Source organism: Streptomyces sp. NPDC041191, assembly GCF_055591945.1.
On record NZ_JBVIZC010000005.1, the window covers coordinates 90373 to 103894 of the forward strand.

Annotated in this window: 11 protein-coding genes and 2 tRNA genes; 2 read left to right on the forward strand and 11 right to left on the reverse strand. The window is 73.2% G+C overall.

Going from position 1 to position 13522, the window contains the following annotated elements:
- The first annotated feature begins 37 nt into the window (after positions 1 to 37).
- The gene (locus ACZ6AQ_RS11640; protein WP_468759379.1) at positions 38 to 280 is read left to right on the forward strand and encodes a hypothetical protein; all 243 of its coding nucleotides are present in this window, start codon (positions 38 to 40) and stop codon (positions 278 to 280) included.
- On the opposite strand, the gene ACZ6AQ_RS11645 is transcribed toward ACZ6AQ_RS11640, so the two are convergent.
- The 7 genes from ACZ6AQ_RS11645 to ACZ6AQ_RS11675 form a co-directional block, all read right to left on the reverse strand.
- Positions 277 to 1170 (reverse strand): YceI family protein, encoded by an 894-nt coding sequence (locus ACZ6AQ_RS11645; protein WP_468759380.1) that lies wholly within the window; start codon positions 1168 to 1170, stop codon positions 277 to 279. The genes ACZ6AQ_RS11640 and ACZ6AQ_RS11645 overlap by 4 nt on opposite strands.
- Before the next feature lie 327 nt (positions 1171 to 1497).
- Positions 1498 to 4008 (reverse strand): ComEC/Rec2 family competence protein, encoded by a 2511-nt coding sequence (locus tag ACZ6AQ_RS11650; protein ID WP_468759382.1) that lies wholly within the window; start codon positions 4006 to 4008, stop codon positions 1498 to 1500.
- On the reverse strand, positions 4005 to 4736 hold the full coding sequence (locus ACZ6AQ_RS11655; protein WP_468759383.1) for a ComEA family DNA-binding protein: 732 nt from the start codon (positions 4734 to 4736) through the stop codon (positions 4005 to 4007). Before ACZ6AQ_RS11655 ends, ACZ6AQ_RS11650 begins: the two co-directional genes overlap by 4 nt.
- A gap of 471 nt (positions 4737 to 5207) precedes the next feature.
- Positions 5208 to 6053, reverse strand: a complete 846-nt coding sequence (locus tag ACZ6AQ_RS11660; RefSeq protein ID WP_468759385.1) for a DegV family protein — start codon at positions 6051 to 6053, stop codon at positions 5208 to 5210.
- Positions 6054 to 6175: 122 nt separating this feature from the next.
- Positions 6176 to 6898 carry a hypothetical protein gene (locus ACZ6AQ_RS11665; RefSeq protein ID WP_468759386.1) on the reverse strand — a complete coding sequence of 241 codons (723 nt, stop codon included), beginning with the start codon at positions 6896 to 6898 and terminating at the stop codon, positions 6176 to 6178.
- A gap of 147 nt (positions 6899 to 7045) precedes the next feature.
- The gene (leuS, locus tag ACZ6AQ_RS11670; RefSeq protein WP_468759388.1) at positions 7046 to 9916 is read right to left on the reverse strand and encodes a leucine--tRNA ligase; all 2871 of its coding nucleotides are present in this window, start codon (positions 9914 to 9916) and stop codon (positions 7046 to 7048) included.
- Positions 9917 to 10204: 288 nt separating this feature from the next.
- Positions 10205 to 10277 (reverse strand) — tRNA-Ala (locus tag ACZ6AQ_RS11675).
- A 121-nt stretch (positions 10278 to 10398) separates the two neighbouring features.
- On the opposite strand from ACZ6AQ_RS11675, the gene ACZ6AQ_RS11680 reads away from it, so the two are divergent.
- The gene (locus ACZ6AQ_RS11680) at positions 10399 to 11745 is read left to right on the forward strand and encodes a glycosyltransferase 87 family protein (protein ID WP_468759390.1); all 1347 of its coding nucleotides are present in this window, start codon (positions 10399 to 10401) and stop codon (positions 11743 to 11745) included.
- Here the strand turns inward: ACZ6AQ_RS11680 and ACZ6AQ_RS11685 are convergent.
- From ACZ6AQ_RS11685 to rsfS, 4 genes are all read right to left on the reverse strand, one after another.
- A complete protein-coding gene (locus ACZ6AQ_RS11685; protein WP_015033559.1) occupies positions 11724 to 11957 on the reverse strand; it encodes a hypothetical protein in 234 nt (77 codons plus the stop codon). The two genes, ACZ6AQ_RS11680 and ACZ6AQ_RS11685, sit on opposite strands and share 22 nt — an antisense overlap.
- A 241-nt stretch (positions 11958 to 12198) precedes the next feature.
- Positions 12199 to 12271, reverse strand: a tRNA-Ala gene (locus ACZ6AQ_RS11690).
- Between the two features lie 96 nt (positions 12272 to 12367).
- A complete protein-coding gene (locus tag ACZ6AQ_RS11695; RefSeq protein WP_468759808.1) occupies positions 12368 to 13021 on the reverse strand; it encodes a histidine phosphatase family protein in 654 nt (217 codons plus the stop codon).
- On the reverse strand, positions 13018 to 13485 hold the full coding sequence (rsfS, locus tag ACZ6AQ_RS11700) for a ribosome silencing factor (protein WP_388693229.1): 468 nt from the start codon (positions 13483 to 13485) through the stop codon (positions 13018 to 13020). The genes ACZ6AQ_RS11695 and rsfS overlap by 4 nt, the downstream gene beginning before the upstream one ends.
- Between the last annotated feature and the right edge of the window lie 37 nt (positions 13486 to 13522).

Consider the following 13522-nt stretch of genomic DNA (forward strand, 5'->3'; position numbering starts at 1 on the left):
CCAGGACCCACGGGCGGCCGTACCCGAGAATGGCGGGGTGAGTGAACGACACGTACTGGTGCTCCCCGACCGCGACGCCGCCGAGGAGGTCGCCGGGGAGCTTCCCGACCGCTTCGGCCTCGCCGAGGAACCCCAGCTCGTACGGGACGCCCTGGCCGGGGAGGACGACGCCGAGGACGCGCAGTGGCTGGTGGTCGTCGAGGACCCCGACGGCCGGCTCGACCCGGCGGCCCTCGACGGGCTGGCCGCCGAGTACGAGGGCTGGTTGGAGGCGCCTTAGCCGGTCGTCGGCTTCGTGGGCACGATCTGGACGTCGAGGTCGATGGCGATGCTGGACCCGACGACCGCGATGCCGCGCGCGAGCAGCGTCTGCCAGGTGAGGGTGAAGTCCTCCCGGTGCAGTTCGGTGGTGGCCCGGCAGGCGCACCGGGTCTCGCCCTCCAGCCCGCTCCCGAGACCCAGGTACTGGGTGTCGAGCGTCACCGTGCGGCTCACCCCGTGGAGGGTGAGCGCCCCGGTCACGGCCCAGCGGCTGCCGCCCCGGTGGGTGAAGCGTTCGCTGTAGAACTCCAGCGTCGGATGGAGACCGACGTCGAGGAAGTCGCCGGACCGCAGGTGGTCGTCGCGCATCCGCACCCCGGTGTCGATGGAGGCCGCGTCGATGACGACGTGCATCGCGGAGTCCTCCATGCGGTCGGCGATCCGCACCGCGCCCGCGAAACTGCTGAACCGGCCGTGGATCCGGGCCAGCCCGATGTGCCGGGCCGTGAAGCCGATCTGCGAGTGCGTCGGGTCGATCTCCCAGTCGCCCGGCTCCGGGAGCGGGGGCTGCGGGGCGACCTGGAGCAGGACGTCGCCGAGGCCGGTGTGACCGCCCTCGGTGACGACGGCGGTGCCGTGCTGCGGGGTGTATCCCTCGGCGGTGACCACCAGCCGGTACTCACCCGCCGGCACGGTCACGAACGCGCTGCCGTACGGGTCGGTCTCCCCGGACAGCACCTTGCGTCCCGCGGTGTCGCTGATGACGAACTCGGCCTGCCGGACCGGTTCGTGCACGGGGTCGAGCACCCGGCAGCTCAGCACTCCCGCCGAGGACGGGACGACGAGACCGGCGAGCGGCCCGCCCCGGGCGGCACCCGCCACGCGCTTCCCGAAGAGACGATCGAACATTCTTCACATACCCCTGTGCGGTTCATTCATTATGCAACGAAGTCGCATTCGATCACCATTGACCCGTTCGAGGCAAACAGGGCAAGTGTCGGCAAGTGTTACCGAGGGTCCGAATTGAGAGGCCGGCTCCGCGCGGCGGGGGGAAGACCGATCGGGGGACCGGCTCCGCGCGACGAGCGGAAAGCCCCGTCGAGGGACCGGCTCCGTACGGAGGGCGGGAAAGCCGGGCGAGGTCCGGTGGCACCGGCACCCGGCCGTGGAACCGGCACCCGGCCGCGACACCGACGGACTCGCGCGGACGCCGGCGGACCGACCCGGCCGCCCTCCTCACCCGCCCCCGGGTACGGCCACGAGCGACCGCCCCTCCTCCACCACCGCGACCGCCCCGTCCCGATCGGTCCGCAGCACCCGCGCCCCACCGTCCCGCAGCGCCTCCACCGTCCGGGACGAAGGATGTCCGTACGGGTTGTCCCGTCCCACTGAGACCAGCGCGAGCCTGGGCCGCACGGCCCGTATCAGCCCCGGGTCCTGATGCGCGGACCCGTGGTGGGCCACCTTGAGCACGTCCACCGGGGCCAGCTCCGGACGGAGCCGCGACAGTGCCCGCTGCGCCGGTGGCTCAAGGTCCCCGAGGAGCAACAGGCTCAGTCCCCCGGCGGTACGGACGAGCAGCACGACGCTGGCGTCGTTGGGCCCCTCGAAGAGTCCCCCGCCGTCCGCCGGGGGCCAGAGCACCCGCCACTCCAGGCCCCCGGCCCTCCGCACCTCCCCCGGCTCGGCACGGACCAGCGGCACACCGGCGGCGGCCGCCGTCCGCCTCACGAACGCGGCCTGCGCGGGCGGCTCCTCGAGCCCGGTGGTCTGGATCGCGCCCACCGACCGCCCCCGCAGCACGCCCGGCAGCCCGGTCACGTGGTCCGCGTGGAAGTGGGTGAGCACCAACAACGGCACGCGTCTCACGCCGAGTTCACGCAGGCAACGGTCCACCGGTACGGGATCGGGGCCCGCGTCCACCACGACGGCGGAGTCCTCGCCCGCCGCGAGCACGGTCGCGTCCCCCTGCCCCACCTGGCACATCGCGAACACCCAGCCCGGCGGCGGCCATCCGGTGGCCCACCGGGTCAGCGGCGCCGGACGGACCACGGCGAGCAGGAGCAGAACGGCGGCGAGGCCGCCGATCGCGCCCCGGTACGGCAGCCTGCGCGCCCCGAGGACCACGGCCGCGGTGAGCAGCGCGAGGGCCAGCCCGCCCCACCACCCGTCGGGCCAGGCCGACTCCGCCCCCGGCAGCGCCCCGCCGGTGCGCGCCACCCGCGCGATCCACCCGGCCGGCCACCCCGCCAGCCACGCCAGGCCCTCCGCACCCGGCGTCCAGAGCGGCGCCAGTCCCAGCGCGGCGAACCCGAGCACCGTCGCGGGCGCCACCGCGAGTTCGGCGAGGAGGTTGGCCGGGACCGCGACCAGGCTGACCCGGGCGGCGAAGACCGCCACGACCGGTGCGCACACCGCCTGTGCCGCCAGGGCCGCGGCCAGCGCCTCCGCGAGCCGGCCGGGCACCTTGCGGCGCCGCAGCGCGTCGCTCCACCGGGGTGCGACGGTCAGCAGCGCCCCGGTGGCCAGGACCGAGAGGAGGAAACCATAACTCCGCGCGAGCCACGGATCGTAGAGCACCAGGACGAGGACGGCGGCGGACAGTGCGGGGATCAGCGATCTCCGGCGGCCGGTGCCGATCGCGAGCAGCGCGACGAGACCGCAGGCCGCGGCGCGCAGCACGCTCGGATCGGGCCGGCAGACGACCACGAAGGCGAGCGTCAGACATCCTCCCGTCGTCGCGGTCACCCGCAGCGACAGACCGAGGCGGGGCGCGAGTCCGCCCCGTTCCGCCCGGTGCGCTCGACCGGGACGCCCGATCAACAGGAGCAGCACGATGGTCAGGTTGCTGCCGGACACCGCCAGGAGGTGCGTGAGGTCGGTCGCCTCGAAGGCGTCCCGCAGGTCGGGGCCGATCCGCGAGGTGTCCCCCACCACCAGGCCGGGCAGCAGCGCCCGCGCGTCCGGCGCGAGCCCTTCGGTCGCCCTCCGCAGTCCCGCGCGCAGGTCTCCCGCCGTTCGTTGCAGGGCGTTCGGCGGCCCGACGATCCGGGGCGGTTCCGTTCCGCCGATCCTGAGCACCGCCGCGAACGGCTCCCCCGGGTTCATCGGCGGCGCGAGCCGGGCGTCGGTCCGCAGCCGTGTGGAGGGCGGGAGCCGCAGCCATTCCTCCCGGCTCTCCCCCGCCGTCACGAGCAGGCGGACCGGGGTCCGGGTCCGGTGGACCGAACCGTCCGGGCGCTCGACCCGGGTCACCTCGCCGTCCAGGACGATCGAGACCGGAACCGTCGTGTCGCCCCGCACCTTGGGCCGGGTGAGCCGTGGGTCGGAGGCCACCGTCACTTCCAGTCGTGCCCGCGCGTACTCCTCGGCCAGGGCCGGTACGGGACCGCGCCGCAGGTCCGCCGCGTGCAGCCCCGCCGAGGCGCCCCCGGCCGCGGCGCACAGCAGGACCCCCGCCCACGCGGTGGCCCGCAGCCGCCGCCCGGACGCGGCCCTCCCGGCCACGCCCCGAACACCGTCCGGGTCCCCGCGCCGCCGGAACGGGCCCCGCGCCAGCAGGACCGCCGCTCCCACCACGCAGACGGCGACCCCGGCCGCCGTCCACCACCCGGCAGGGCCCACGGCACAGGCCGCCGCCGCCCAGGCGGCCCCCGCGAGGGGGACGAGCCGCAGGTCGGCCGGTCCCTCCCGCCATCGCGGTTCCCCCGTCGCCGGTTCCTCCCCCGCCTCCCCGTCCCGTTTCACGGCCGGACCAGCGGTTCGAGGTCGGCGAACCTGCGCTCACCGATGCCGTTGACCTCCCGCAGCTCGCCCACCGAACGGAAACCGCCGTGCTGCGTGCGGTGGGCGACGATGTGCCGGGCGAGGACCGGTCCGACGCCCGGGAGGGTGTCGAGTTGTTCCACCGTCGCCGTGTTGAGGCTCACCGGAACCCCCGGCCCTCCTCCGCCGGTCCCGCCGTCCCTCGGGGCGGGACCGCCCGCCCCCGTGCCCGGTACGCCGACCAGGACCTGCTCGCCGTCCGACAGGACACGGGCCCGGTTGACCCCGGTGAGGTCGGCGCCGGGTTCCACCCCGCCCGCCGCGCGCAGGGCGTCCGCCACCCGCGAGCCCGCGGGCAGGGTGAGGACCCCCGGCCTGCGCACCTTGCCGCCGACGTCGACGACGACCTTCGCCCCGGAGACCCCGGCGCCCCCGGAAGCCCCGGCCGCTCCGCCGCTCCCGGACACCCCGATGGCGTCGGCGGGGACGGACGGCGCGCGCGCCGCCCCCGGTTCGGGCCCCGGCTCCGTCCCGGTCCGCGCGACGGGTACGGCCGCCGCGGGGGCGGCACGGACGACCTCGGGAGCGCGCACCGGCTCCGGCCGCCCCGTCCAGAAGTACCCGCCCGCGAGGCCCACCGCCGCCAGCAGGACCACCGTCAGCGCGGCCAGCGTCCTCGGTTCGAGGCCGCACCGGGTCTGCGCCCACACCGGCAGCCGGTCGCGGAACCCCGCCGCCGGCCGTCCCCGCGCCCTTCGCGGGGAGCCCCCTCCCCGTGGTGCGGGCGCACCCGCGCCGGCCGACGGCCCGGACGTCTCCGCCCCTGTCCCCGTCCCTGCCGCCGGTTCCGGCGTCGGCGTCGGCGTCGGCGGAAAGAGTGCGTCCCCCCGCCGCCGTACATCTCCGCCGGTCCTCCTCACGGCCTCCGGGGCCGGGGCGGACGCACCCACCCCTCGGGGGACGGACGTGCCCCCGGCCTCGAAGACGGCCGTGTTCCCGAGGCCGGGAACCGCCCCGGTCGTGGTCCCGAAGGGGGTCGATGCGTCGGATGCGATACGTGTACGAAGCGTCATGCCCGTGACGGTAGGGAGCGCGGAAGCCCCGTGCCGGGCTCGATCACGGTCCGTGGACAGGGGCTCCGTTGTGGAGAACTCCGTCACCCCCACGGGTGACCGAACGCCTCAGCACGGCGAGACGACCACCGCGAGGAGCCCGGGACCCGTGTGGGCGCCGATGACCGCGCCCACCTCGCTGACGTGGAAGCCCTCGATGCCCGGCACGCGTTCCCTGAGCCGGTCCGCGAGCGTCGCGGCCCTCTCCGGCGCGGACAGGTGGTGCACGGCGATGTCCACCGCCCCGCTCCCCGCCCGCTCCACCGCGATCTCCTCCAGGCGTGCGATGGCCTTCGAGGCCGTCCGCACCTTCTCCCGCAGCTCGATCCGCCCGTCGTCGAGTTCGAGGAGGGGCTTCACCGCGAGCGCGGAGCCGAGCAGCGCCTGCGCGGCACCGATGCGGCCGCCCTTGCGCAGGTAGTCCAGGGTGTCGACGTAGAAGTAGGCGGAGGTTCCCGCCGCACGCTTCTCGGCCGCCGCGACCGCCTCGTCGAGCGAGCCGCCGGCCTCCGCGGTCCGTGCCGCGGCCAGGGCGCAGAAGCCCAGGGCCATCCCGACCATGCGGGTGTCCACCACCCGTACCGGTACGGGTGCGTCCCTCGCCGCGAGCACGGCGGCGTCGTGGGTTCCGGAGACCTCGGCGGACAGGTGGAGCGAGACGACGCCCCGCGCGCCGGCCTCGGCCGCTTCCCGGTACGCCTCGGCGAAGACCTCGGGGCTCGGGCGCGAGGTGGTGACGGACCGTCGTTTCTGGAGGGCCTCGGCGAGTGCCTGGGCCGAGATCTCGGTGCCCTCCTCAAGGGCGCGGTCGCCGATGACGACGGTCAGCGGGACCGTGGTGATGGCGTGCCGCTCCCTCGTCTGGCGTGGCAGATAGGCCGTGGAATCGGTGACGATCGCGACATGCCGGGACATGACCGGGAGGTTACCCGCCGGGGCCGCTCCGCGGCACTCCGGCCCCCGGCGGGCGCCGGTGCGCGTCCGGCCGGTTCTCCGCGCGACCACCCCCGGCGGGCGGCCCCGGCGCGGCCGTTCCGTCAGGTGGTGGTCTCCGGGCGGGCCGACTTCTCCCAGGGGTGGGCGGTCGACCGGGGATCGGGCCCCGTGATCGCGGACGGCCCGCTTCCGGCCCCGGACCCCGCCCGGCCGGCGGTCCCGGCGGCCCCGGCGGAACTCTTCCGCTCCTCCGCACCGGCCTCCGGCGCGGTCCCCGACGTGGTCCAGTGGCGCAGGGCCCCGGCCTCGACGTCGATCTGGGCGCTGAGCGCCGACAGGTCGTCCTCGGCGAACCGTACGGCCCGGTCGCGGGCGGCGCGGCGCAGCGCGTCGGCCGAACCCGTGATCCGCTCGGTCCGCGCGACGAGTTCGGGAAGCTGTCCGGCCACCCATGTCCGGTCGGGCTCCCGCTCCAGACGCTTGAGGTCCGCGTCCAGTTCGAGCCCGTGCGCGCTGAGCCGGTGGAACAGGTCGAGGGACTCCTTCAGCGAGGCGTCCTGCCCGACTCCCGCCTGAAGCGCTTCCTGCGTGGCGCGCATCGAGGTGCGCAGCGAGAGCCGCAGCCGGGCCAGCTCCCCGGCGGTCCCCGCCTGCCCGAAGCTCTTGGCCCGCAGCGTGGTGTCCTCCACCGTGCGCCGGGCCTGGTCCAGGGTGCGGTCGACACCGCGCTTGGCGGCCTTGGTCACCTTCACGGCGGCGTACACCCCGAGCACCACGAAGGACAAGAAGAGCAGGGCCATGATCGTGACAATCGTGGCTTCCATGGGCGCCCCTCCGGCATCGGTCGACTCACCACACGGCTGTGGTTCTTCCACGGTAAACGGAACGGGCAGGCCGCGGGTTCCCTCGGAACCCCCAACCTGCCCGTAGGGGAAACCCCCCATGCGCGGCCGTTCACCGGCCGCGCGCCGCTAACCGGCGACGATGTTGACCAGCTTCGGCGCGCGCACGATCACCTTGCGGATCTCGGCGCCGCCCAGCGCGGCGACCACGTGCGGGTCGGCCAGCGCCAGCGTCTCCAGCTCCGCGTCCGTGATCGACGGGGAGACCTCCAGACGGGCCTTGACCTTGCCCTTGATCTGCACGACGCAGGTCACGGTCTCGTCCACGACGTACGCCGGGTCGGCCACCGGGAAGTCCTGGTGGACGACCGACTCGGTGTGGCCCAGCCTGCGCCACAGCTCTTCGGCGATGTGCGGCGCCAGCGGGGCGACCAGCAGGACCAGCTGTTCGGCGACGGTCCGGGAGACCGCGCCGCCGGACTTGGTCAGGTGGTTGTTCAGCTCGGTGATCTTGGCGATGGCGGTGTTGAAGCGCATCGCGGCCATGTCCTGCGCGACGCCGTCGATCGCCTTGTGCAGGGCGCGCAGCGTGTCCTCGTCGGGCGCGGTGTCCACGACGGTGACCTCGCCGGTCGACTCGTCGACGATGTTGCGCCACAGCCGCTGGAGCAGCCGGTACTGGCCGACCACCGCGCGCGTGTCCCAGGGGCGGGACACGTCCAGCGGGCCCATCGCCATCTCGTACAGGCGCAGGGTGTCGGCGCCGTACTCGGCGCAGATCTCGTCCGGCGTCACGGCGTTCTTCAGGGACTTGCCCATCTTGCCCAGGACGCGGGAGACCTTCTCGCCCTGGTACCAGAAGCCGCCGTCGCGCTCCTCGACCTCGGCCGCCGGAACGGCGATCCCGCGCGCGTCCCGGTAGACGAACGCCTGGATCATGCCCTGGTTGTACAGCTTGTGGAAGGGTTCGGCCGAGGAGATGTGGCCCAGGTCGAACAGGACCTTGGACCAGAAGCGCGCGTACAGCAGGTGGAGCACGGCGTGCTCGGCGCCGCCGACGTACAGGTCCACTCCGCCGGTCGGCATGCCCTCGCGCGGGCCCATCCAGTACTGCTCGACGGCCGGGTCGACCAGCTTCTCGGAGTTGTGCGGGTCCAGGTAGCGCAGCTCGTACCAGCAGGAACCGGCCCAGTTGGGCATGGTGTTGGTCTCGCGGCGGTACTTCTTGGGGCCGTCGCCCAGGTCCAGGGTGACGTTCACCCAGTCCTCGTTGCGGGAGAGCGGGGTCTCCGGGCGGGTGTCCGCGTCGTCCGGGTCGAAGGTGCGCGGCGAGTAGTCCTCGACCTCCGGCAGCTCCAGCGGCAGCATCGACTCGGGCAGCGAGTGGGCGACGCCGTCCTCGTCGTAGACGATCGGGAAGGGCTCACCCCAGTACCGCTGGCGGCTGAACAGCCAGTCGCGCAGCCGGAAGTTGACCGTGCCCTCGCCGATGCCCCGGTCGGCCAGCCAGGCGGTGATCCTGGCCTTGGCCTCGACGACGCCCAGGCCGTCCAGCGAGATCTCGTCGTTGGCCGAGTTGACCAGCTTCGCCTCGTAGGAGGCGAAGGCGTCGTCCCAGGTGGAGGGGTCGGTGCCGCGGTCGTCCGAGGGCTCGACGACGCAGCGCATCGGCAGCTCGAAGGCGCGCGCGAAGGCGAAGTCGCGGCTGTCGTGCGCCGGGACCGCCATGATGGCGCCGGTGCCGTAGCCCATCAGGACGTAGTCGGCGACGAAGACCGGGACCCGCTCGCCGCTGACCGGGTTGGTCGCGTACGCGCCGGTGAAGACGCCGGTCTTGTCCTTGGCCTCGGCCTGGCGCTCGACGTCGGACTTGGAGGCGGCCTGCTTGCGGTAGGCGTCGACGGCCTCGGCCGGGGTGGCGTGGCCACCGGTCCACACGTCGTGGGTGCCTTCGGGCCAGGCGGCCGGGACGATCTTCTCGACCAGCTCGTGCTCGGGCGCCAGGACCATGTAGGTGGCGCCGAACAGGGTGTCCTGGCGGGTGGTGAAGACGGTGATGGCGCCGGCGTCGCCGACCCGGAAGTCGACGCGGGCGCCCTCGGAGCGGCCGATCCAGTTCCGCTGCTGCAGCTTGATGGCCTCGGGCCAGTCCAGCGCGTCCAGGTCGTCGAGCAGGCGGTCCGCGTAGGCGGTGATCCGCATGTTCCACTGGCGCAGCTTGGACTTGAAGACGGGGAAGTTGCCGCGCTCGGAGCGTCCGTCGGCGGTGACCTCCTCGTTGGCCAGGACGGTGCCCAGGCCGGGGCACCAGTTGACGGGCGCGTCGGAGGCGTACGCCAGGCGGTACCCGCCCAGGACGTCGGAGCGCTCGGCGGCGCTCAGCTCGCTCCACGCGCGCGTGGAGCCGGGAACCTCACGCGTGCCGTTCTCGAACTGCTCGACCAGCTCGGCGATCGGGCGGGCCCGGCCGGCCTCGTCGTCGTACCAGGAGTTGAAGATCTGCAGGAAGATCCACTGGGTCCACTTGTAGTACTCCGGGTCGATCGTCGCGAACGACCGGCGCTTGTCGTGGCCCAGGCCCAGCCGGCGCAGCTGGACCTTCATGTTCTCCATGTTGGCCTCGGTGGACACGCGCGGGTGCGTGCCCGTCTGCACGGCGTACTGCTCGGCCGGCAGACCGAAGGCGTCGAAGCCCAGGGTGTGCAGCACGTTGTGGCCGGACATGCGCGCGTGGCGGGCGAAGACGTCCGTCGCGATGTAGCCCAGCGGGTGCCCGACGTGCAGTCCCGCGCCCGAGGGGTACGGGAACATGTCCATGATGAACTTCTTGGGCCGGGCGGCGACCGCCGGATCGCCCGCCAGGTCACCGGTGGGGTTGGGAGCCTCGTACGTGCCCTCGGCGTCCCAGAAGTCCTGCCAGCGTGCCTCGATGTCGGCGGCCATGGCCGCCGTGTAGCGATGCGGAGCCGCCGTCTCGGCGGCCGTATTGATCTCGGTCATGGTCCTTGAAGCTCCATCGATCGTCTCTGCCCACGGCCACTGACCGCCCGAAATGAAAAATCCCCTCGCACAGGAGGGGATGCCGCGCCGACTCCGACGGAATGTCTGTCACCCGTCGGGACTGGTCAGCGCGGCTCGGTAAGCAGGAGGCGTACGGCACGCATGGCGCCAGGGTACCGCAGCGCCCGAGCGGGCCGCACCGGCGTTCCGGGACCGGGACGCGAGAAAGCGGGCCACCCGATCCGGGTGACCCGCTCTCCCCTCCACAAGCCTTCCGTGGAGTTCCTGTGGAGCTAAGGAGAATTGAACTCCTGACCTCCTGCATGCCATGCAGGCGCTCTACCAACTGAGCTATAGCCCCTTGCTTTCCGTCCCCGTGTCGGTTTCCCTCGCGGCGACAGACAGAACATTAACCGGCTCCCCGGCAGATCTCCAAATCGATTCCCGGGGCCCTTCCGGCCCTCCGGGTAGGGTCGCCGACTGTGTCCGTCTCCCCGCTCTCGAAAACCCGCGCCCGGCCGTGGCCCCTGGTCACCGCCGCCGCGGTCTGCCTGCTCTCGCTCACGGCCTTCTGGGTGGCGCAACGCCTCGCCCACGTGAACATGCTCGACGTGATGGTCTACCGGGCGGAGGGGGAGACGGTCCGGGCCGGCGGCGACCTGTACGCGATGCGGGCCACCTCGGCCAACCTGGGCATGACCTATCCGCCCTTCGCGGCCCTGCTGTTCGTCCCGCTGACCCTGGTGGGCGTCCCGCTGATGCGGACGCTCGCCACCGCGGGGAACCTGCTCCTGGTGGTCGCCCTGGTCCAGCTGTCGGTCCAACTGGTCCGCCCGTCGCTGTCCCGCCCGGCCCTGTGGCGGACGACACTCTGGATCGCCGCGGCCGTGGTCTGGTGCGAGCCGGTGTGGACGACGCTGCGGTACGGACAGATCAACCTGCTCATAGCGGTGGCGGTGCTCTGGGACCTGACGCGGCGCGAGAGCAGCCGCTGGGCCGGCCTCGGCATCGGCCTGGCCACTGCGGTGAAGCTCACACCGGGGCTCTTCGTGGTCCTGCTGCTCGTCGCCGGCCTGCTGCTGTGGCGCCGGGACCGCTCCTGGAACCGGTGGCTGCGCACGGCGGCGACGGCGACCGGGGTGTTCCTCGGGACGACGCTGGCCGTGGCGCTCGTCCTGCCCGCGGACTCGAAGAGGTTCTGGACGGAGACCCTGTTCGAGACCGGCCGGGTCGGTTTCGCCGAGGAGACCGCCAACCAGTCGATCCGGGGCGTCCTGGCGCGGCTGATGCACACCGACGATCCGGGCACGTGGTGGGCGGTGACGGCGGCCGTCCTCGGCGGCGCGGCCATGGTGGTGGCCGTACGGGCCGCGCTGCGCGGCGACAGGGCCGTGGCGGTGGTCGTCTGCGCCTTCACCGCCCTGATGATCAGCCCGATCTCGTGGTCCCACCACTGGGTCTGGTGCGTGCCGCTGCTGATCCTGCTCGCGGACCGCTCCCCGCGCGCGTGGGCGGTGACGGGGGCCGTGGCCCTGGTGTTCGCGTCGTTCGCGCTGTGGTGGGTCCCGCACGACCCGGGCCGCCCCGAACTGGACCAGAACGCGGGGCAGATGCTGCTCTCCGCCGTCTATCCGCTGACGGCGACGGCGCTGCTGCTGGGGTACGTGCTGACGCGGCGGCGCCGGGCCGTGACCGGGGAGCGGGGCCTTCCGGAGAACGGGCGCCGGGCCGGGACCGGGGAACGGGATCTTCCGGAGAACGGGAGCCGATCCGCGGCCGGGGAGCGGAGCCTTCCGGAAGACCGGCGTCAGGCCGTGGCGAAGGAGTAGAACCGCTTGAGGGTGCAGTGCTCGTCGAGGAGCCGGCCGTAGATCGGCTCCCCCTCCAGCTCCCGGTAGGTCTCGATCGGGTCGCCTTTTATGATCAGCGCCCGCGCGCACTCCTCGCACCAGTACTGGAAACCGGGGTTGACGGGGTCCATGTCGCGCACGATGGGCGTGCCGCTGCCGCACCAGTCGCACTTCCGCCTGTGTGCACCCATCAGTCAGCTCCAGCTGTGGCCGCAGGTCGTGCACCCACAGGACACCCTGCCGTTGTCGCCGAGCACGTGGGTCACCCTCCCGTCCGGATCTTCGTCCCCCTCCGGCCGTCCGATTCTGCCATGGCCCCGCAAGGGGGTCGGCGGACTTGGCACGAGAACCCCCCGGCGACGGGGCCGCGGAGCGGGAAGGACGGGGGAACGACGAATCCCGCCCCCTGATGGGGACGGGATTCGGTGACCGTGGAGCTAAGGAGAATTGAACTCCTGACCTCCTGCATGCCATGCAGGCGCTCTACCAACTGAGCTATAGCCCCTCGTGTTCTTCGCGCTCCGCGCTGCGAACAAGAAGAACTCTAGCCTGTGACCTGCCGGAAAGTGAAATCCGGGTCCGGCGGGCCGGTCGCGGGAGCTCAGTCGTCGTCGCCGAGGACCGGTGTGGGCAGCGTGCCGGCGTTGTGCTCCGTCAGGCGCCAGCCGCGCGCGCCCTCGCCGAGGATGGACCAGCAGCAGTTGGAGAGCCCGCCCAGGCTCTCCCAGTGCCGGGACTCCAGGCCCAGGAGCCGGCCGATGGTGGTGCGGATGGTGCCGCCGTGGCTGACCACCACGAGCGTGCCGTTCTCCGGGAGCTTGTCGGCGTGCTCCAGGACCACCGGGGCGGCCCGGTCGGCCACCTCGGTCTCCAGCTCGCCGCCGCCCCGGCGCACGGGCTCGCCGCGCTTCCACGCGGCGTACTGCTCGCCGTACCGCGCCACGATCTCCTCGTGGGTCAGTCCCTGCCACTCCCCCGCGTACGTCTCGCGCAGGGCGGCGTCGTGGGCGACGTCGAGGCCGGTGAGGGCGGCGAGCTCGGCGGCGGTGGCCACCGCCCGCTTCAGGTCGGAGGCCACGACGGCGTCCGGTTCGAGCGCGGTGAGCAGCCGTGCGGCCCGGCGCGCCTGGGCGACGCCGGTCTCCGTCAGCTCGATGTCGGTCGAGCCCTGGAAGCGGCGCTCCAGGTTCCAGGCGGTCTGGCCGTGGCGCCAGAGGACGATGCGGCGGCCACTGCCGCCCCCGGTGGTGCTCAGCTCAGCTCACCGTCCGCTCCGTCCGGGAGCCCGGAGGCGTGGTCCGCGGTGTCGACGCCGGTCAGGGCGGCGTGCTCGGCGCCCTTGCCCCGGGTCTTCAGGGCGTCCTCGGGCAGCTCCAGCTCGGGGCAGTCCTTCCACAGCCGCTCCAGGGCGTAGAAGACCCGCTCCTCGCTGTGCTGGACGTGGACGACGATGTCGACGTAGTCCAGCAGGATCCAGCGCGCGTCGCGGTCGCCCTCGCGGCGGACCGGCTTGGCGCCCAGCTCCTTGAGCAGCCGCTCCTCGATCTCGTCGACGATCGACTTGACCTGGCGGTCGTTGGGTGCGGAGGCGAGCAGGAAGGCGTCGGTGATCGACAGCACGTCGCTGACGTCGTACGCGATGATGTCGTGCGCGAGCCGGTCGGCGGCCGCCTGGGCGGCGGTCTTGACGAGCTCGATGGAACGGTCCGTAGCGGTCACAAGCAGGCTTTCGTCGGCGGTCCAGTACCCCTCCAGG

Excerpts from the sequence above, each read along its gene's own strand:
- ACZ6AQ_RS11645 (WP_468759380.1), bottom strand. The coding sequence starts at position 1,170 with ATGTTCGATCGTCTCTTCGGGAAGCGCGTGGCGGGTGCCGCCCGGGGC.
- leuS (WP_468759388.1), bottom strand. The coding sequence starts at position 9,916 with ATGACCGAGATCAATACGGCCGCCGAGACGGCGGCTCCGCATCGCTAC.
- ACZ6AQ_RS11665 (WP_468759386.1), bottom strand. The coding sequence starts at position 6,898 with ATGGAAGCCACGATTGTCACGATCATGGCCCTGCTCTTCTTGTCCTTC.
- ACZ6AQ_RS11660 (WP_468759385.1), bottom strand. The coding sequence starts at position 6,053 with ATGTCCCGGCATGTCGCGATCGTCACCGATTCCACGGCCTATCTGCCA.
- ACZ6AQ_RS11685 (WP_015033559.1), bottom strand. The coding sequence starts at position 11,957 with ATGGGTGCACACAGGCGGAAGTGCGACTGGTGCGGCAGCGGCACGCCC.